15 protein-coding genes and 1 pseudogene are annotated in these 19,125 nt (G+C 67.0%); 4 read left to right on the top strand and 12 right to left on the bottom strand.

The genetic code is table 11. From position 1 onward, the window contains the following. Both SREC43747_RS0116335 and SREC43747_RS0116340 read right to left on the bottom strand, forming a co-directional pair. Positions 1–357, bottom strand: a pseudogene (locus SREC43747_RS0116335) (hypothetical protein); the annotation flags it as partial. Positions 358–1,084: 727 nt separating this feature from the next. After that, positions 1,085–2,797, bottom strand: coding sequence for an AMP-binding protein (locus SREC43747_RS0116340; protein ID WP_051388096.1), 1,713 nt, complete (start codon positions 2,795–2,797; stop codon positions 1,085–1,087). A gap of 269 nt (positions 2,798–3,066) precedes the next feature. Here SREC43747_RS0116340 and SREC43747_RS0116345 point away from each other — a divergent pair, with 269 nt between their 5' ends. Genes SREC43747_RS0116345 through SREC43747_RS0116355 form a run of 3 tightly spaced genes read left to right on the top strand, consistent with a single transcriptional unit; the run spans position 3,067 to position 6,792 of the window. Then, entirely contained in the window at positions 3,067–4,839 is a 1,773-nt protein-coding gene (locus SREC43747_RS0116345) for a glycoside hydrolase family 2 protein (RefSeq protein ID WP_081722647.1), read from the top strand. Between the two features lie 43 nt (positions 4,840–4,882). After that, on the top strand, positions 4,883–5,905 hold the full coding sequence (locus tag SREC43747_RS0116350) for an aldose 1-epimerase family protein (protein ID WP_029722396.1): 1,023 nt from the start codon (positions 4,883–4,885) through the stop codon (positions 5,903–5,905). Between the two features lie 47 nt (positions 5,906–5,952). Beyond that, entirely contained in the window at positions 5,953–6,792 is an 840-nt protein-coding gene (locus SREC43747_RS0116355) for an alpha/beta fold hydrolase (RefSeq protein ID WP_029722397.1), read from the top strand. Between the two features lie 5 nt (positions 6,793–6,797). Here SREC43747_RS0116355 and SREC43747_RS0116360 read toward each other — a convergent pair whose 3' ends face one another. After that, entirely contained in the window at positions 6,798–7,571 is a 774-nt protein-coding gene (locus SREC43747_RS0116360) for an alpha/beta hydrolase (protein WP_236623235.1), read from the bottom strand. Between the two features lie 293 nt (positions 7,572–7,864). Here SREC43747_RS0116360 and SREC43747_RS0116365 point away from each other — a divergent pair, with 293 nt between their 5' ends. Next, entirely contained in the window at positions 7,865–9,397 is a 1,533-nt protein-coding gene (locus SREC43747_RS0116365) for an acetolactate synthase large subunit (protein ID WP_029722399.1), read from the top strand. Positions 9,398–9,404: 7 nt separating this feature from the next. On the opposite strand, the gene SREC43747_RS0116370 is transcribed toward SREC43747_RS0116365, so the two are convergent. The 9 genes from SREC43747_RS0116370 to SREC43747_RS22045 all read right to left on the bottom strand — a co-directional run. Beyond that, positions 9,405–10,055: a response regulator transcription factor gene (locus SREC43747_RS0116370; RefSeq protein ID WP_029722400.1), complete on the bottom strand. Its 651-nt coding sequence runs from the start codon at positions 10,053–10,055 to the stop codon at positions 9,405–9,407. A gap of 233 nt (positions 10,056–10,288) precedes the next feature. Continuing rightward, entirely contained in the window at positions 10,289–11,443 is a 1,155-nt protein-coding gene (locus SREC43747_RS0116375) for a glycosyltransferase family 4 protein (RefSeq protein WP_051388097.1), read from the bottom strand. Positions 11,444–11,445: 2 nt separating this feature from the next. Then, positions 11,446–12,156, bottom strand: coding sequence for a LuxR C-terminal-related transcriptional regulator (locus SREC43747_RS0116380; RefSeq protein WP_236623236.1), 711 nt, complete (start codon positions 12,154–12,156; stop codon positions 11,446–11,448). Next, positions 12,153–13,634 (bottom strand): glycosyltransferase family 2 protein, encoded by a 1,482-nt coding sequence (locus tag SREC43747_RS0116385; protein WP_081722646.1) that lies wholly within the window; start codon positions 13,632–13,634, stop codon positions 12,153–12,155. The genes SREC43747_RS0116380 and SREC43747_RS0116385 overlap by 4 nt, the downstream gene beginning before the upstream one ends. 55 nt (positions 13,635–13,689) lie before the next feature. Then, on the bottom strand, positions 13,690–14,853 hold the full coding sequence (locus SREC43747_RS0116390) for a glycosyl hydrolase family 18 protein (protein ID WP_029722405.1): 1,164 nt from the start codon (positions 14,851–14,853) through the stop codon (positions 13,690–13,692). A gap of 18 nt (positions 14,854–14,871) precedes the next feature. Further along, positions 14,872–15,834, bottom strand: a complete 963-nt coding sequence (locus SREC43747_RS0116395) for an NAD-dependent epimerase/dehydratase family protein (RefSeq protein ID WP_029722406.1) — start codon at positions 15,832–15,834, stop codon at positions 14,872–14,874. Further along, on the bottom strand, positions 15,834–16,946 hold the full coding sequence (locus SREC43747_RS0116400) for a glycosyltransferase (protein WP_029722407.1): 1,113 nt from the start codon (positions 16,944–16,946) through the stop codon (positions 15,834–15,836). The genes SREC43747_RS0116395 and SREC43747_RS0116400 overlap by 1 nt, the downstream gene beginning before the upstream one ends. Next, a complete protein-coding gene (locus tag SREC43747_RS0116405) occupies positions 16,943–18,343 on the bottom strand; it encodes a sugar transferase (RefSeq protein WP_051388098.1) in 1,401 nt (466 codons plus the stop codon). Before SREC43747_RS0116405 ends, SREC43747_RS0116400 begins: the two co-directional genes overlap by 4 nt. Then, positions 18,340–19,125 (bottom strand): Rossmann-fold NAD(P)-binding domain-containing protein (locus SREC43747_RS22045; protein WP_029722409.1); only part of this gene is annotated, 786 nt, incomplete at its 5' end. The genes SREC43747_RS0116405 and SREC43747_RS22045, both read right to left, overlap by 4 nt.

Consider the following 19,125-nt stretch of genomic DNA (forward strand, 5'->3'; position numbering starts at 1 on the left):
GTGATTCCGAACCGGGTGCTGCTGCAAGCGGCCAGCCAGCAGTAGCCCACCGGAACGCCCTTCCAGCAGCCGGACCGAGTGGAAGCCGGTACCGGTGGCCACATCCAGCACGGACTTGACGCCCCGGGCCTTCAGCTGATCGATAAAGAACGAACCTTCGCTTTCGGCTCGTTTCTTCCAGTCGATGAGCTCATCCCATTTTTCGACGAAAGACCCGACGTATTCGTGCGTGTAATGATCCGACTCGCGCACTTCCAACGGATTGTCGCCGAAGACCTGCTTCTCACGCTGCACCAGCTCGGAGGTTTTGGAACTGGCGCTGCCGCCAGAAGTCAGATCGCTCACGCTCTTGGCCATTCTTCACTCCCACCCACTCACGTTGGTCATGCGCCACCGCTAATCCGAGCACCTGCGAATTGCCGTGCCCGAGGTCGTCCTCGTGACCGTGCTGGGTCGCCACTGTGAAAAAAGGCAACACCATGACCGGAGCGGCAGCCGAGAAAACTCAAGGCCGCTAACTCAACACCGGCCCGCACTCGGTCAGCTTCTTTGCCGACCGGCGCTGACGCAATTCCGTGCGTCGGGTAACCAACCTAGGCGAAGAAGATCCGAAGGCAAGCGTGCAAATGTGTGACACTAATCACCGGAATAGGAAGTTAGCGTGATTTGAGTCGTCACCCTGGGTGAATAAATCCGCTTTCACCTGGGAGGATTCCGGATATTTGATTTTCCTACAACAACGGGACAAGTGCAAAATCGCTAAATATTGTGTATACTCGCGCGCATTATTTACCACAAAAGAGGCCGGTGTGGCAACAGCGAAATGGCCTAAACTTGACGGAATAGCAAGAGAGAAGACCCGTTCGCCGTGGTCTTCCCAACGGCTGCATCGAAGGAAGGGCCCCGGATGTTACGGCATCACCTCGGCCGGGGCCAGCTTTTCGGGCACAAGTGAGGTTCTTCACCGGAGCCGCCGCTGTGGGAAAGTGCACAGCGGCGGCTCTGCGGTCTTGATCCATTCACCGCGGTGACTTTTCGCACCGGGCGCGCGAGCAGGACGAGCACCGCACCCGCCCTGACCGGATCACCGCTTCAGCTCCGGGAAGTCGGATTCCCGGTACTCGTTTTCCGGCGATCTTCCCCCCTGGTCCAGCTCGTTCTCCCGAGCCCGCAACTGGACCCGGCGGATTTTTCCGGAAATCGTTTTCGGAAGTTCCGCGAATTCCAGTCGGCGAATCCGCTTGTACGGGGCCAGGTGCTCGCGGGCGAAGCGCAATATCGACAGCGCGGTCTCCCGGTCGGATTCGTAGCCGTTGGCCAGCACGACGTAGGCCTTGGGAACCGCGAGCCGGACCGGGTCCGGGGCCGGAACCACCGCGGCCTCCGCTACCGCTTCGTGCTCCAGCAGCACGCTCTCCAGTTCGAATGGTGAGATCCGGTAGTCCGAGGCCTTGAAGACGTCATCGGTCCGACCCACGTAGGTGATGTAGCCGTCGGCATCGCGAGCTCCCACATCACCGGTGTGGTAGTGCCCACCGCGCATGACTTCCGCAGTGCGCTCTTCGTCATCGGCGTACCCGGTCATCAGGCCCACCGGGCGCGGCGCGAGCGACAGGCAGATCTCCCCCTCGTCCGCTGGTTCACCGGTCACCGGGTCGAGCAGCGACACCTCGAATCCCGGCAGCGGCCGTCCCATCGACCCCGGCTTGACCTGCTGCCCCGGCGTGTTGGCGATCTGAACGCTGGTTTCGGTCTGCCCGAACCCGTCCCGGATCGTCACCGACCAGGCGCGGCGCACTTGTTCGATGATCTCGGGGTTGAGCGGCTCACCAGCTCCCACCACCTTCGTGGGCGGCGAGCTGAGCGCGCGCAGGTCCGCCTGGATCAGCATTCGCCAGACCGTCGGCGGAGCGCAGAAGCTGGTGATCCCGCACCGCTCCATCTGCACCAGCAACCGCTGCGCGTCGAAGCGCTCGTAATTGTAGATGAACACCGTCGCCTCGGCGTTCCACGGAGCGAAGAAGTTGCTCCAGGCGTGCTTCGCCCACCCCGGCGAAGAGATGTTCAGATGGACGTCACCAGGCTCCAACCCAATCCAGTACATCGTGGACAGATGGCCAACTGGGTAGGAAACGTGGGTGTGCTCCACCAACTTCGGTTTCGCCGTCGTACCTGAGGTGAAGTAGAGCAACAGCGGATCAGTCGCCTTGGTGGCCCCATCCGGCTGGAAATCAGTTCCGGATTCATAACTGTCTGCATAGGACAACCAGCCGCTCACCGGATCACCGACTGCGATCTTGGTGTAATTTCCGGGAACTTCGGCGAATTTCTTGCTGTTCTCCGTGGAAACGACCACGTGACGGACCCTGCCGCGCTCGATGCGGTCGCGCAGATCCTCCGCGTTCAGCAGTGGAGCTTCCGGAATGATCACCACTCCGAGCTTCATCGCTGCCAGGATGGTCTCCCACAGCTCCGCTTGATTGCCGAGCATGAGCAGCAACCGGTCACCCCGGCTGGCGCCAAGACCGCGCAGCCAGTTCGCCACTTGATTCGAACGCCTGGTCAAGTCTCCGAACGAGAACTTCTGCTCGCTCCCGTCCTCGTTCACGATCCACAGTGCAGTGCTGTCCCTGCGCTGGGAGATCGTGTCGAACCAGTCGAGGGCCCAATTGAACTCCGTTAATTGCGGCCAGCGGAATTCGGCGCGGGCGGTCTGGTAGTCCTCGCGGTGCTGGAGCAGGAAGTCGCGCGCTCGCCGGAACTCCTCGCCCGGGCTCAGTGCGGTCTCTGCGGTCACCACACACCTCCTGGCAGTCGGTGCCATTGCCGGCTGATTGTGGCCCCACAACCTAGCCGGTTCGGCCGTCTGGAACCAGAAGTATTGCTCCGATTTGCGGGGCGCCGTTCAACCACGTTGACTTCCTGTGCGTTCGTGGTCGATTGTTGTTCGACGATGGTGATTTTCTTTCACAATTCGACATTCGAGGCCGGGAGGCGATCGTGCCGCTTCGCTTCACCCCACTGCGCTTCTTGCTGATCACCGCACTCCTCGCCAGCGCTGCCGGGATGTCCGCTGCACCAGCGGACGCAGCAGGTTGGCGTCCCGCAGAGCCCCCGCTGACCACCCCGTGGACGCATCAGGTGACCCCCGAGAACGCGCTGCCCGAATACCCGCGCCCGCAGCTGACCAGAGACCGCTGGATGAACCTCAACGGGTTGTGGGACTACGCGGGCGGGAGCAGCCGCCCCACCGAGACCAGCGAACAGATCCTGGTCCCGTTCCCACCGGAATCCGCGCTCTCCGGCATCCAACGGCACGACGACCACATGCTCTACCGGCGAACCTTCACCATCCCACCGGACTGGCGCGACCAGCGGGTGCTGCTGCACCTGGGAGCCGTGGACCAACGAGCGGAGGTGCTGGTCAACGGCCAGCGCGTGGCGGTGCACGAGGGCGGGTACACCGCGTTCAGCGCCGACATCACCGATGCCCTCGCACCCGGCGACCAGCAGCAGATCGAGATCTACGCCCAGGACCGGAACGAACAAGCCCCTCACCCGGTGGGCAAACAACGCACCTCGCCGGGCGGGATCCTCTACACCGGTGCCTCCGGTGTTTGGCAAACCGTGTGGTTGGAGCCGGTCCCCGCCTCGCACATCACCGATCTCGACATCACCCCGGACCTCGACACCAGCAGCTTCACCCTCAGCGCCGGCACCACGGCAACTCCAGACGAACGCTTGGAAGCCGTCGTGCGCGACCGGGAGGGGCGGGAAGTCGCCCGCGCCAGCGCCCCGGTGCACGACGAACTGCGGCTCCCGATCGCCGATCCGCACCTGTGGAGCCCGGACGACCCGTACCTCTACGACTTCACCGTCCGGCTGCTCGACGCCGACGGAGAGGTGGTCGACGAAGTCGGCAGCTACGCCGGCATGCGGTCGGTCGGCCTGGTGCACGACGCAGAAGGGCGACCGCGGATCACCTTGAACGGCGAGATCGTCTTCCAGCACGGACCACTGGACCAGGGCTACTGGCCGGACGGCATCTACACCGCTCCCACGGACGAGGCGTTGCGCTTCGACTTGGAGCGGACCAAGGAACTCGGCTTCAACATGATCCGCAAGCACGTCAAGGTCGAACCCGCCCGCTGGTACTACTGGGCGGATCGGATCGGCCTGCTGGTCTGGCAGGACATGCCCTCGCTCCCGGTGGACTTGGCCGTCCCGCCGGAGCAGACCCCGCCCCCGGACCAGGAGTCGCAGGCCAACTTCCGCGAGGAACTGCTGGAGCTGGTCGATCAGCTCCGCAACGTCACCTCGCTCGTGGTGTGGGTGCCGTTCAACGAAGGATGGGGCGAGTTCGACACGGCTGAGATCGCCGCCCTGGTCAAACAGCAGGACCCGACCAGGCTGGTCAACGCCAACAGCGGTGTCAACTGCTGCTACTCACTGCCGGACAGCGGCGCCGGCGACATCTACGACGACCACACCTACGTCGGGCCAGGACACCCCGGAGCAACCGATGACCGGGCCATAGTGGACGGCGAGTACGGCGGGCTCGGGTTGGTCGAAGAAGGGCACCTGTGGCCGGGCGAACCGCAAGCGTACGAGATGACCACTTCCCGGGAGGAGCTGACCCGCAGGTACAGCGAGGTGAGCCGCGAGCTGGAAGAAGTGGTGCTCGCGAACGGTCTGTCCGCGGCCGTCTACACCCAGATCACCGACGTCGAGAACGAGGTCAACGGTTTCTTCACCTACGACCGGCGGGTTCTCAAACCGGATTTGGCCACGGTCCGGGAGCGCAATCTCGCGGTGATCGCCGCCGGCACCGCCGGCTGACCGCTTCGCGGACCACCAGCACCGACCTCATTGGAGCAGCACCATGTCCGAGCCTTCGAAAGCCTTCAGCAGACGCGCTGCGCTCGGTGCCGCCGCAGGGGTGACCGCTGCGGCGGCCCTGGCGGGCAGCGCCCAAGCACAACCGCAGCACGGCCGGTTGACCGCCAACGGGCGGACGTACCGGATCCGCCGCGGAGCGCACCAGGTCGTCATCGCCGGGGTGGCCGCGACCTTGCTGTCGTGGCGGGTCGAGGGAGAAGAACTGCTGCTGACCCACTCCGCCGACGAGGTCGGGGAGGGCTACCAGGGCAAGACCATCCTGCCGTGGCCGAACCGGATCGATGGTGGGCAGTACGAGTTCGGCGGCCGGAAGCTGCAAGTCCCGGTGAACGAACCGGAGCGCAACACCGCGCTGCACGGCCTGATGAACTTCGTCGAGTGGGACCTGGTGCGCCACCTCCCGGACCGGGTCGAGCTGGAGCACGTCCTGCCGCCGTCCTACGGCTATCCGTTCCACCTGTCCTTCCGCATCACCTACGCGGTGGACGAGCAGGGCGTGACGACCACGCTGACCGCCCGGAACATCGGCACCGAGCCGGCTCCCTACGGAACGGCCAACCACACCTACATCGCTGCCGGGACGGGACGCATCGACGACATGGTGCTGGAGCTGCCGGCCGAAGCCTACTACGTGACCGATGACCGGCTGCTGCCCATCGACAAGCGGCACGTGGCCGGGACCGAGTACGACTTCCGCACCGCCCGCCGCATCGGAAGCACCGAAATGGACACCGCTTTCACCGCGCTGCGCCGGCAGCCCGACGGCACAGCGGTGACCCGGTTCCACCGAGCGGACGGCCGAGCGATCGAACTGTGGGTGGACCGGGCGCACGGCTACCTGCAGGTCTACACCGACGACTCCCCGGAGGCGGATCGCCCACCGCGAGCCGGCATCACCGTCGAACCCATGACGTGCGCTCCCAACGCCTTCGTCACCGGGGACGGGTTGGCCGTCATCGAGCCCGGCGGCACCCATCGGGGCCGGTGGGGGCTGCGGCTCCGCTGACCGGTTCGGCGGCTTGAACGCTGCGGTCGGGCGGATAGAGTGCTCCGGTGGCCGAACACATCCAGATATCCACGGAAGCAGGTTGTTTCGACGCGCTCGCGGCAGGCCCGCAGGACGGCCGGGAAGTCATGCTGCTGCACGGCTTCCCGGAATCCGGTCTGCAGTGGAGCGCCCAGCTGGAAGTCCTCGGCAACGCCCGGTGCCGGGCAGTGGCCCCCGATCAGCGCGGTTACTCACCGGGCGTGCGACCGGAGCAGGTCGCGGACTACCGGATGGAGGCCCTGGTCGGCGATGTGCTGGACATCGCCGACTCACTGGGGTGGCACGAGTTCGACCTGGTGGGGCACGACTGGGGAGCCGCCGTCGCCTGGAACACCGCCGCGGCACACCCGGAGCGGGTCCGCACCCTCACCGCGGTTTCCATCCCGCACCCCGACCCGTTCCAGGACGCAGTGCGGCAGGACGAAGACCAGCGGATGCGATCGGCCTACATGCGCACGTTCCGCTCTTCCGGGGCCGAACGCATCCTGCTGGCCGACGACGCCCGCAAGCTGCGCGGCATCTACGACAACAAGGTGCCCGCCGAGCACGTCACCGAGTACGTCCGGCGGCTGTCGGAGCCGGGAGCGCTGACCGCGGCGTTGAACTGGTACCGGGCCATGCGCTCCACCCGGGTCCGAACAGGTCCGGTGAAGGTGCCCACGTTGTACGTGTGGAGCACCGAAGACGTCGCGGTCGGTTCCACCGCGGCGCTGGCCACCGCCGAGCACGTGACCGGCGACTACCGCTTCGAGGTGCTCGAGGACGTCTCGCACTGGATTCCCGAAGAGGCGCCGGAGGCGTTGACGCGGCTGCTGCTGGAGCACCTGGTGGCCCACCCGGCGTGAGCCGATCAGCTCACCTGGTCGATGCCCTGCGCCAGGAACTGCACCATCTCCGAGCCGACGGCTTCGAAGACCGCCGCCTCGTGCCCGCCCGGTAGCACGCTCACCACCGGCGTGTTGGGGTAGTCGGCGACCAGCTGCTGGCTGCCGGGCAGGTACGGGTCGGCGTCACCGATCCACACCCCCACCGGGGTGTCGCCGAGGTCCTCCAACCGGCGCAGGGGGTCGTACTGGGCCCACTCCTGTTCGTCGGCGAAGACGTTCTTCTCCTGCATGTGCTCCCACGTGACCGGGAGCGCGGGGGCCAGTTCGGCGGCCACGCTGACCGGATTGCCGGCGAGGTTGCGGTCCGCGGCGTAGTTCAGCGCCCCGAACCCGCCGGTGGAGATCCCGGCAACGGCGAAGGGCAGCCCGTTCTCGTCCCCGAGCCCGCGCTCCTGCAGCCACCGGGGGAGTTCTTCGTGCAGCATGCTCGACAGCTGGCCGTTGGCCGAAGCGTCGTGCCACCAGGGGTTGTAACCGCCGTCGACGACCACGAACCCGAATGCCGGTATCGTTCCGTTGTGGTATTCGGTTTCCAGGGCTTGCAGGGTGTCGTACGGAATCGGCGTGGGGTCGACCCCGTCCCTGCCGTGCAGGTAGAGGACCATGGGCAGGTTCTGCAGGTCACTGACCCCGGTCGGGTAGGCGACGTAGAGCTGCACCTCGGTCTGCCGGTATTCGGAGTAGACGTGCTCGGTGCGGATCACCGGCATCTGCTGCTGCTGGTCGGCGACGCTCACCCCGGCCTGCGGCTCGCGTGTCTCGCCGGTCTCCGGCGGAACGGCCGCGCATCCCGCTACCAGTGCAGTTGTGACTAAAGCCGCAGGCACCCAGCGGCACTGCCGGGTGAAGGTCGTCTTGTGTATCCGTAACACCACTCGTTCCTTGTCTCTAAAGACGAGGTCGGCTCGTTCCGCACCGCTAGACCCTACCGGGCTGCTGTTCCGGGGATTGCCGCATACCCCGAGAAGCAGCGGTGGGAGCTAGCTCGCCGGTCCAGCCGGTCGCCACACCTACCTCGCGGGGAGTAGCGGTGAAAGGTTCGGAAAGTCTCTTCGCCACCGCGCGGGCCGCCGGCGTGGAAGTCTGCTTCGCCAACCCGGGGACCACGGAGATGCCCCTGGTGGAGGCGTTCGACGACGCCCCCGGTGTCCGACCGGTGCTCGCCTTGCACGAAGGCGTGGTGACCGGCGCCGCGGACGGGTACGCCCGGATGCTCGGTCGGCCCGCGATGACCCTCCTGCACTTGGGGCCGGGCTTGGCCAACGGGATCGCCAACCTGCACAACGCCCGGCGCGCGCACTCCCCGGTGGTCAACGTGGTCGGGGACCAAGCCAGCTGGCACCAGGTCGCCGACCCACCGCTGTCCAGCGACATCGAGTCGCTGGCCCGCCCGGTGTCCGGTTGGGTCGGGCGCACCACCGGGCCGGAGAACACCGCCGAGGAGTTCGTCCTGGCCTGGCAGGCCGCCGTGCAGCAGCGGCTGCCCGCCACGCTGATCACCGCCGCGGACCACCTGTGGAGCCAGGGCGGGGAGCCCGCTGAAGTCCCCGCGGCCGCCTCCCGGCCGGAAACGCCCCACGAGCAGATCACCGAGCTCGCGGAGTTCCTCTCCAGCACCCGGGGGCGGATCGCCTTCCTGCTCGGCGGCAACGCCCTCACCGGGGCTGGACTGCGCGCGGCCGCCCGGATCGCGGCCAAGACCAACGGGGAGCTCATCGCCGAGCAGTCACCGACCCGGCAGGAACGCGGGCCGGGCATCCCGATAGCCCGCCGACTCCCCTACTTCCCGGGTGAGGTGCTCGAGCTGCTGAGCCGCTTCCAGCACCTGGTGCTGGTCGGCACCCGCACCCCGGTCGCCTTCTTCGGCTACCGGGGCATGCCCAGCCACCCGATCCCCGCGGACATGAAGGTCCACCAGCTGGCCACCCCGGAGCAGGACGCCGAGCAGGCGTTGCAGCAGCTCGCCGAGGCCGTCAGCGCCCCGGCGGAAGTCCCGGAACCGGAACGCGCCGAACCCGCTAAGCCCCGGGGGGAGCTGTCGCCCGAGGCCGTTGCCGCGGCGATCACGGCGACCCAACCGGAACAAGCGATCGTCGTCAACGAAGGGGTGTCCGCGGCCAACGCGTACTCGGTCGCGGCCGAGTCGGCACCACCGCACACCGAACTCACCAACACCGGTGGTGCCATCGGCATGGGCCTACCGCTGGCCACCGGAGCAGCGCTCGCCTGCCCGGACCGGCCGGTGATCACCTTCGAGGCCGACGGCAGCGCCTGCTACACCGTCCAAGCGCTGTGGACGCAGGCCCGAGAAGGCCTGAACGTGGTCACCGTGGTGCTGGCCAACTCCGCGTACCGGATTCTGCAGACCGAGCTGTCCGATGGGAGCGATCGCCCGAGCGCCCGCCAACTGACCACGCTGGACCACCCGGAGATCGGCTGGACCGATCTCGCCCGCGGCTTCGGCGTCCCGGCGGCCCGGGCCACCACCGGGGAGGAACTGCTGAACGCGCTGCAGGAGGCGCACTCGGAACCCGGCCCGCAGCTGATCGAAGCCGTCCTGTGAGCAGCGGTCACCGCGCCCCAGCGGTGTCCGCCCTGGTGTCCCGGAGCAGGTCGTAGCGCATGGCCAGGGAAGCCGCCTGCAGTCGGGAGTGGACCCCCAGCTTGGTCAGGATCGACTGCACGTGGGTGCGCACCGTGGTCTCGGCCACTCCGAGCTGCTTGGCCATCGAAGTGGTGTGCTCCCCTTCCACCAGCAAGCTCAGGCACTGCCGTTCACGGGCGGTGAGCTGCTCGGCCAGCCGCAGCACGTCATCGCCCCGCTCCGAGGGCGGCGATCCGTTGTCCGCCAGTTCCACCACCACTTCACCGTCCATCACTCCGCTGAGGGCGGTGAGCAGCACTTCGAGTCCGCACATCTTGCTGACGTAGCCGTGGGCTCCCCGAGCCAGCACCGCCCGCATCGACCGGGTGTCGGTGTCCGGGGACAGCACGACGACCCGGCTGCGGCGAGCGGCTCTGCGGATGTCGCCGATGGTCTCCGAGTCGGCCACCAGGCAGCGGTCGAGCAAGCAGATGTCGGGCTGGCAGCGCTGCGCGAGCCGGACCGCTTCCGCCGCGTCGGCCGCGACGCCGGCCACCTCGAACCCCCGTTCGGGCAGCACCGACCGGAGCGCCTCGGCGAACACCCGGTGGTCGTCGGCGATGACAAGTTCCACCATGCTTCCTCGCCCCCTGGAAGCGCCAGTGCCCGTGCGGACTGGCACAACCGGTCGGGAACGCGGGCGGCTCCGCTTGCCGCTGCCGGAGACCGTCCTGCGTCCACGACCGACTCCCCCATGTGTTGTAGTGCTGCTCGTACCCTGCAGCCGTCCGCGGGCACGCGCATTCCGCTACCCACCAAATTGGCCCCTATTCGGCGAATTCCGCCGCCTGAACGGGAATTCGCCGCTGCTCAACCGCACCGACGCCGCTCGATCCCGTGGCCGGTGCCCGCTTCTGCCCCGTAAGCCGTGACGAGGGCTGCCGCGAGGTCCTGCTCGCGATGCCGTCCTGCTACCCATTCCCTCGCTTCCGCGGCCATTCGGGTTGCCTCTTCGGGATGGTCGATCAGGTAGGACACCGCAGCGGCCAGCTGATCCGGCCGCTGCGGTGCCACCAGCAGGCCGGTCTCCCCCGGTACGACGACATCGGGGACCGCGTTGACCGCGGTGGCCACCACCGGCACCCCGCAGCGCATGGCTTCCACGACCGCCAGGGGCAGTCCCTCGTACCGGCTGGGTTGCACGAAGACGTCGAAGGCCGGCAGCAGGGCGGCGACGTCGTCGCGTTCGCCGACGAACCGCACCCGGCCGCCGCCGTTCCGCAGCGAAGCGCCCAGTTCCCCGTCCCCGATCCACACCCCGAGCACGTCCGGGCGGGCGAGCCGGTCGAGCGCGGCCAGGAAGTCCTCCGGCGCTTTCTGGTAGGTCAACCGCCCGACCGCGCCCACCACCACGGCGTGCGCCGGCAGCCCGAGCCGCTGCCGGGCCCGCGCCCGGTGGTGCGCGTCGGCCACCGGCACGTCCTCGGGCACCGCCACCCCGGTGGTGCGGACGCGATCGGGGCTGATCAGTCCTCTGCGGATCGCTTCGGCCGCCACTCCGCTGCCGACGCACAGTGCGAGATCGGTCAACGCGCCCAGCGCTCGCTCGATCCGCACGTACAGCTGTCGACGCAGCGGTGACTGGAATTGGTGGAACGGAAATCCGTGGTAGGTGTGCACGATGCGGGACGTGCCAGCCCGGTGTGCCGCCAGTCTCCCGACAGCGCCGGCCTTGGCGCAGTGCGTGTGCACCACGTCGAACCTCCGTTGCCGGAAGAGCCGGGTCAACCGCTGCAGCGCGATGAGGTCCACCGGTGGGCGGATGGGGACGCGCAAGGCGGGTTCCAGGATCGTCTCGATGCCGGCTCGCCGCGCGGCGACGAGCAGTTCACCGCCCCGGCCGGTGATGATCGTGCTGCGGTAGCGGTGCGGGTCCAGCGCCAACAACCCGCGCAGCGCCAGCACCCCCGCGCCACCTTCCAGTCGAGTGATCACCGTGGCTATTCGCAGCTGTTCCGCGGTCACCGTCAACCGTCCTTCCGAACCGACGTTCGACCGCGGGGCGACAGACCGGCGGCGCAGGCCACGCTCACCGCCTCCAGCTGGCTGTGCACCTGGAGCTTGGCCAGGATGCTCCGGGTGTGGGTGCGGACGGTCTCGGTGGAGATCAGCAATTCCTCGGCTATTTGGGCGCAGCGCTTGCCCGCCACCATCCCCCGCAGGACGTCCCGCTCGCGTTCGCTGAGCACGCTCAGCGGCCCCTCCCGGTGGGTTCCTCCGGAAGCCGTTTCCCGGAGTTCCCGGAGCACCGGCCCGAGCAGTTCGGGCGGGAACCAGCTGTGCCCTTGGGCGGCACCGCGCAGCACCGCGATGAGCTCCTCGATCCCGCTCCCCTTCGAAACCCACGACAAGGCACCGGCGCGGGCCGCTTGCACCGCCTTGCGGACGTCGAGCACTCCGGACAGCACCACGACTTCGGCGGTGGGGCGGGCTTCCTTCAGCTTGTCGACCAGGTCCTCGGTGTCTGACACCGGCTCCACGTCGAGCGTGATGACGTCGGGGCGGGTGCGGCCGACCACGTCCAGCAACCGGGGGTCCGCGGTGGTGCACCTGCCGACCACCCACAGGTCCGGGACCATCCCCAGCCGGGAGCTCAGCGCCTCGGCCAGCATGAGCTGATCGTCGATCATCAGCAGCCGCACCATGTTCACCGGTTCGACGTGCCCGTTGCGGCTCATCCTGGCCTCCCTTGCTCCTGGGGAGAACCGGTCGACATGTGCGCACCGTCCGCGATCGGAAGGCCGTTGGTTCTGCCGACGGGTTCTCGACCAGCGCCCTGCTCGGGGGAGAACGGCCCGGCCGTTCCAGTCGGTTCAACAGCGCCCGCTGCCGCGGGCCCGGTCGCCCGGCGGCTCGGACTGCGCCACCGGCCGGTCGAGTGGGACAAGTACGCCGCCGGTAGTGCCGCCAACCCGATCGCGGCGTCCAGCACTCGCATCAGCAGGAAGAACCAGCCGAAGATCAAGTAGCGGGGCTGCCGGAGGACGAGCGCCACCACGCACGTCATTCCCAGATCGGGCAGGACGACGCCGTAGAGCAGCGACTCGGTGTTCACGTAAGCGCTGACGAAGCCGTAGGCACCGGCCACCGGTGCGATGGCCAGCACTTCCCCGAACAGTTCGGGGAGGAACAGCACGAGCACCACCAGCGGCAGCAGGAGGAGCATGATGCTGCTGGACAGCAGTTCGAGGATGAGCAGTCCCAGCATCGCGCTGAACAAGTTCAACCGCGGCGGGTGCCGGCGCACCGTCTGCCACAGCCCCAGCGCCCAGCGCCGGCATTGCCGGACGTAGTCCTTGAACGTCCCCGGATCCTGCGTTCTGGCCACCGCGCGCGGGGTGAAAGCGACCTTGCCGAGGCGCTTCTGGTAGACCTCGAACGTCATGTTGAAGTCTTCGATGACCAGCCCGGGAGGGTTGACGTCGATCAGCGGCAGCACGTCGGTGCGGTAGATGCTGGCGAACCCGGGGACGATGTGGGTGGCGTTGCAGTGGCGCCAGGTCTGCCCGTACTTGAGCAGGAATTGGGTCGTGAGGTAGATCCGGGCCCGGTGCAGGGCCACCAGTTTTCCGAACCAGCCCAGCCCCTGGTGCTCCCACCTGTTCTGCACGCATCCGGCCAGGGCCACGACTTCGGGATCGGAGAAGAACGGCAGTGCTGCTTGGAAGTACTGCGGATCGACCTGCGTGTCCGCGTCCAGCAGCATCACCGCTTTGAAGCGCTCCACGATCCGGAACCGGCGGAACGCTTCTTGCAGGGCGCCGGCTTTGCCGACGTTCGCCGAAGTGGAGATGACGTGCACACCGCACTTCCTGGCCAGCTCTATGGTCCGGTCCGTGGAGCCGTCGGAGACGACGTGCACGTTGCGGAGGGGAACCAGCGCGGTGATCGCCTTGATGCTCTCCACGATCACCGATTCCTCGTTGTGGGCGGGTATCAGCACCGCGACATCGGCGACGGTCAACTGGGTGGGGCGTTCGACGCGCACCCGGTTGGGCTTCCTCCCCACCTCGACCGTCCGCACGGCAGGGACGTCCTTCCGCCGCTCCACCGGGCGGCACAGCGCGGTGTGCACCGCGCGCAGCAAGCCGATCGTGCCCCACAGCGCGAAATTCGTGCCGAACACCGCTATGGCCAGCAGCCACCACGGGAGCATCCCACCACCCCCCCGAACTCCGGATTCTCCGCACGTCCCGTGCCGGCGGGATCCGCTAGCTGCCGGCCGGCAGGCTTCGCTTGAGTTCTTCCCAGGTCTTCGTGTCCTCATACCCGTACATCCACAGGTACACACCGCGGATCCCGGATCCGCGGGCCACTTCGAACTTGGCCTTGGAACTCGCCGAGTTCTCGAACCACACCTCGTGCTCTCGACCTTGGTCGTCGGTGTACCGGAACCACGGGGTTTGGCTCTTGGTGTCGTAGTTCGGGCGGACGTTGTGCTCCTCGGCCAGCTGCAGGGCTTTCAACCAGGTGACCGAAGTGGCCCGATTGCCCACCCAGTCGTAGCCGTAGAGCGGCACACCGAGCACTACCCGCTCCGGCGGGATCTCGCTCTTGGCGTACTCGACCACGCTGCGCACCCAGTCGATCGGCGCGGTCGGACCAGGAGGTGAGGTGGCCCAGTGCCGGTCGTAGGCCATCAACCGGACCTGATCGGCCACCTTCCCCAGGGCCGCGTAGTCCTGGGCCACGTTGCGCTCGTCGTAGCCCTCGTCGGTCTCCTTCGCGAACACCGCCACGGAGAGGATCTTGTCGTGCGCGTCCAGCTCTTTCCCCAGCTTGGTGATGAACTCGGTGAACGCCTGGCGATCCCCCGCTTTGAGGTTCTCGTAGTCGATGTCTATCCCGGCGTAGTTCTCCCGGTTGACCAGGTCGACGATTTCGTCGATGTGCTGCTCCATCAACTGCGGGTCGTGCAAGATCCTGGCCACCGGTTCGTACTGCCACAGACCGTCGGTGATGTTCGCCAGCGAGGGAACGATCGGCACCCCCGCCTGGCGGAGCTGGTTGATGTGGGTGGTCACTTCGGCTTCCCGCTCCGGGGGGTACTGGTGGACGATCTTGCTGTCCGCGGACAACCCGTACATCCACGGGGACACCTCGTTGACGGTGTCGCGGTGGCGCAGAGCCGTTTCCGACCCGTTGGCGATGTTCCAGAACGGCAGCGAGGCCACCACCAGCGTGCTCGACGGCGAAGCCGGCCCGGTGGCCCGCGGCACGACGATCATGACGACCATGACGGCCAAGACCGTGATCACGATGCTCAGCAGCCACAGCGAGCCACCGAATCTTTCGTGCAGCCGGCGCAGCGAGCTATCCCCTGCTGCGCCACCTCGTCGCGAACGCCGCAGCCAGCTGGACACCTTCTGCCGCATGATCGTCGGACCCTCCGCTCAGATCTTCTGCACCTGCTCGTCGATCACCGACTGGATAATGTCGTCCAACGTCCTCTTCGGCTGGAACCCGATCAATTCCCGGGCCAGCGTGCAATCCGGAACTCGCCGCTGCATGTCCTCGTATCCGGGCCCGTACGCCTCTTCGTAGGAAACGTAGACCTTTTCACTGCTGGAACCGGTCATGCTGATGATCCGGTCGGCGAGTTCTTCTATGGACACTTGTTCGGAACTACCCAGGTTGACGGCCAACCCATTGGCCTCTGGCATGTTCACCAGTTGGATCAGAGCTGGAACCACATCGGCAACATGGCAGAAACACCTGATCTGCTTGCCGGTCCCGAAGATCGTCAACGGCCGGTTCTGCAACGCTTGCGCCACCAAGCGCGGAATGACCATTCCGTACCTACCGGTTTGACGCGGCCCCACCGTGTTGAACAGCCGGACGATCACCGCTGACAAGCCGAGTTCCTCGACGTAAGCCCGGGTCAAGCTCTCGTCCACCGCTTTGGCCTCCGCGTACGTCCAGCGCGACTTCAGCGGTGACCCGATCACCCGGTCGTCGTCCTCCCGCAAACCGATCTTGGTGTTCTTGCCGTAGATCTCGCTGGTGGAGGCCACGAGCAATCGAGCGTTGTGCCGCAGAGCGGACTCCAGCACGTTCTCCGTTCCGTGCACATTGGTCATCAAGCTCTGCCTGGTGCGCTGCTGGATGACGAAAGCACCCACGGCAGCGGCGAGGTGGAAGACCACATCCGTGCCCGCCACCAGTTGGTCGACCAGTTCGCTGTCCAGGATGCTGCCCTGGACGAGCCTGAGCTCGTCCCGCTGCGGCGCGGGGAGGTTTTCCGGCCTGCCGGTGCTCAAGTCGTCCAGGCCGATGACCTGGTGTCCCGAGCTGAGCAGGCGATCCACGAGATGGGAGCCGATGAATCCGGCGGCCCCGGTGACCAGCACTCGCATCACGGCCTCCCCACTGGCGCCAGTCCGCTGCGACGCTGGTGCAGCCGCAGGTACAGCTCATCGATCCGTTCGGTCACCGATTCGATTCCGTACCGGCGCCGCACTTCGGCTTCTTCCGCTCGGACCCGGGGGAATTCGATCTCGGCGGCCATCGCCGCCCGCATGCCGCCCACCTCCCCGGGGACCCGCGTGGCCCGCTCCGTCGGCACTCCGTCCAGGGCAGGGCAGGTGGTGTAGAGCACCGGCAGTCCGTTGGCCAGCGCCTCCAGCACCGACAGCCCGAACGTCTCCTGGGCCGAAGCCGCCACGAACAGGTCGAACGCGGACAGCACAGCGGCGACGTCGTGCCGCTCACCGGCGAAGACGACGTGTTGGGAAACCTGGTTGCGTCCAGCTGCCGCCCGCAGGTTCTCCAATTCCGCACCACCGCCGACGACGAGCAGTTTCGCCTTCTCCCCCAGCAGCGGGGCGGCAGCTTCGATCACCAAGTCGAACCGCTTGTTGGCGTCGAGCCGGCCGAGCACCCCGATGACGAAGGTGCTGTCGTCGATGCCGTGTTCGGCGCGCACCTTCGCTCGTTGCACCGGGTCGAAAGCCACCCGCTGGAAATCGACTCCGTTGGGGATGACCGAGATCTTCCGAGCCGGCATTCCCCAGTTGATCAGGCGGGTGGCCACCGCGTCGGACACCGCGATCGTCTCGTCGCAGAACTTGTCGGTGGCCAGGTAGAGGGCCCGGACCCCTTGGGTCATGCGGCGTCTTTCCAAGTGGGTTTCCCCGATGGAGTGCTCGGTGGCCACCACGACCGGGGTACCGGCCAGCCAGGCGGCTGTTTTCCCGTAGATGCAGGCCCGGTACAGGTGCGTGTGCACCACGTCGTAACCCCCGTCCCGGATCAACTTCCACAGCCGCCACAAAGCCGGCACCTGGGTGTTGGAGGTCATTCCCAGGTTCTGCACCGGAGTCCCGTCGGCGCGGATCATCTCCGCCACATCGCCGGGGTTGTACAGGCAGAGGACCTCGGCCTCGTGCTGCGTGTGCTGCAGGATCGACCGGAGTTGGAGCTCAGCGCCCCCCACTCCGAGTCCGGTGATGATGTGCAGTACTTTCACTGTTCCCCCGTAGGAATGTGTTCAGCACGCCGCTGCGCTTCTCCGAAGGACGCAGCGGGTTGGTGCTTCCCCGATGTCGAGCTGCACATGGCTCTGGCGACCACGCCAATGGTCCGCAGGATGATCACGATGTCCCACCACAGTGACCAGTACTCGATGTACTGGTTGTCGAACCGCGCGCGGTCCGGTATCGAGGTGTCCCCGTGCAGACCGTTGACCTGGGCCCAGCCGGTCATCCCACCCCGCATCCGGTGCCGGTCGCTGTAGTGCGGTATCTCCTGCGCGAACCGGATGGCGTACTGGGGTCGCTCTGGCCGGGGCCCGACCAGTGACATGTCTCCGCGAACCACGTTGAGCAGTTGCGGAAGTTCATCCAGGTGCGTCTGGCGCAACCACTTGCCCAGCAGCGTGCAGTGCCCTGGGGGCACGGTCCACAACTGGTCGCAACTCCGGGTGACGGTGCGGAACTTGACGACGCGGGAGTGCCGCCCCGTCAGCGTCACCCGCACCTGCCGGTACAGCACCTTCCCCCGGTTGTTCACCCCCACCGCCAAGCCGATCCCGAGCAGCACCGGGGTCAGCGCCACGAGCAGCAGCAAGGACAGCACCACGTCGACCAGGCGTTTGACCGCACGCTTGCCGAGCGAGCTGGTGTTGCGCAACGGGATGAGCGGTGTCCCCCACAGCTCGTCGATGTTCCCGGAAGGCACGGCCATCCCCAGCTCCGCGAGCCTGGGCAGCACCCAGATCTCAGTCCGGGAAGAGCGGAGCGCCCGCACCGCGGTGACCAGCTCGGCGCTCTCCGAGCACAGGATCACGCGGTTGATCCCGCGCTGGTAAACGATTTCCGGCAACCACTGCGCTGCTGCTGTCCGCTGCGGTCGCATCCCGTACTCCGGTCGCTGGCGCAGGACTTCCGCCAGCTCGGCGGTTTCCTCCGAACTACCCACCAGGAGCGTCGGCTCGGTCCGCAGCCCCCGCCGGTACAGCATTCCGAGCACCCGGTAGTAGCCCCAGCGGCCGACGATCAGCCCGCCCCCCGTTGCTGCGGCGAGCCCCAGGGCCACGCCGGGTGTTGAAACCACCAGCAGCGCCGCCGGCGCCGCAGCAGCGATCAACAGCTGGGGGACCTGGTCGGCCACCCGCATGCAGAGCCGGACCCGGTGCAGTTGCTGGCCGCTGAGCACGGCCAGGCTCGCGGCGGTGTAAGCGACCGCCAACCACCACTTGCCGACCAAAGCCAATGCCAGGGCTGAAACGACCACCAGGTCGGTGAGCAGCAGCACCGTGGAGGGCGAAGCGTTCAGCACCGACCGAGGGCTGCTGACCGGGCCGGTCAAGCAGTCGGATCCGGATTCCAGCCGCACGTGCGCGCGGGAGGCTTCGGTGACGCTCATGGTGAAACTCCTGCTGCTTTGGCAGTGGAGTCGGCGAGCCGCCGGCTCATCCGACGTGCCGCGTAATCCGCTCCGTAAACGAAGCGCATCACCGGCCCGTGCGAGGGAGCCACCAGCGGACCGGTGAAGAACAAGCCAGGCACGGATGACTCGAAGTACTTGTCGACCTTGGGCGTTCCGCCCACCGTGCTCAGCTGTTGCCTGAGCTCCTGCGGGATGATCGGCAACTTCTTCAGGGAAGGCGGGAATCCGGTGGCGCTGATGACGTGATCGGCGGTGATCTCCTGAACATCGCTGCCGGCCACCCGCAATCCCAAGCGCACCTGGTCACCCACCGGCTTGACCCAGTCGAGCTGACGCCCGACGTGCACGGGCAACCGCCCTTCCACCCGTTCCCTCAGCCACCAGGCTCCAGCCGGCCCCAAGGCGGTGCGCGCTCGATGCACTCGCACCCTCTCCGGGAGGTGTCGGAACCAGTTCGGACGTTCTGAGTAGAACCAGGTGGACAACCCGGAGCCCAAGCCGGCTTCCGGTTCTCGCATCCGCCTCCAGAGCGGCCGGTCCGGCGACAAGGGCGGGCCGTTCCACACCAGGTTCCTGGTGCGGGCCACCAAACGGGGGCGTGCACCGTTCTCCGCCAGCAATGCCGCTGTCTCCAACGCGGACTGCCCAGCTCCGAGCACGACGACGTCCATTCCGTCGAATTCGCTCAGATCGCTGTGGTCCGAGCTGTGGCTGCTGAGGGAGCGGGGCAGTTCGGCCAGTGGAGCTGGGATGTAGGG

This window comes from Saccharopolyspora rectivirgula DSM 43747, from assembly GCF_000497205.1.
In the GTDB taxonomy this organism is placed as follows: domain Bacteria; phylum Actinomycetota; class Actinomycetes; order Mycobacteriales; family Pseudonocardiaceae; genus Saccharopolyspora; species Saccharopolyspora rectivirgula.

What these genes read in the sequence shown, in the direction of transcription:
- SREC43747_RS0116395 (WP_029722406.1), bottom strand. Translation starts at nt 15,834, where the DNA reads ATGCGAGTGCTGGTCACCGGGGCCGCCGGATTCATCGGCTCCCATCTC.
- SREC43747_RS0116385 (WP_081722646.1), bottom strand. Translation starts at nt 13,634, where the DNA reads ATGCTCCCGTGGTGGCTGCTGGCCATAGCGGTGTTCGGCACGAATTTC.
- SREC43747_RS0116345 (WP_081722647.1), top strand. Translation starts at nt 3,067, where the DNA reads ATGTCCGCTGCACCAGCGGACGCAGCAGGTTGGCGTCCCGCAGAGCCC.
- SREC43747_RS0116405 (WP_051388098.1), bottom strand. Translation starts at nt 18,343, where the DNA reads ATGAGCGTCACCGAAGCCTCCCGCGCGCACGTGCGGCTGGAATCCGGA.
- SREC43747_RS0116370 (WP_029722400.1), bottom strand. Translation starts at nt 10,055, where the DNA reads ATGGTGGAACTTGTCATCGCCGACGACCACCGGGTGTTCGCCGAGGCG.
- SREC43747_RS0116380 (WP_236623236.1), bottom strand. Translation starts at nt 12,156, where the DNA reads ATGAGCCGCAACGGGCACGTCGAACCGGTGAACATGGTGCGGCTGCTG.
- SREC43747_RS0116350 (WP_029722396.1), top strand. Translation starts at nt 4,883, where the DNA reads ATGTCCGAGCCTTCGAAAGCCTTCAGCAGACGCGCTGCGCTCGGTGCC.
- SREC43747_RS0116390 (WP_029722405.1), bottom strand. Translation starts at nt 14,853, where the DNA reads ATGCGGCAGAAGGTGTCCAGCTGGCTGCGGCGTTCGCGACGAGGTGGC.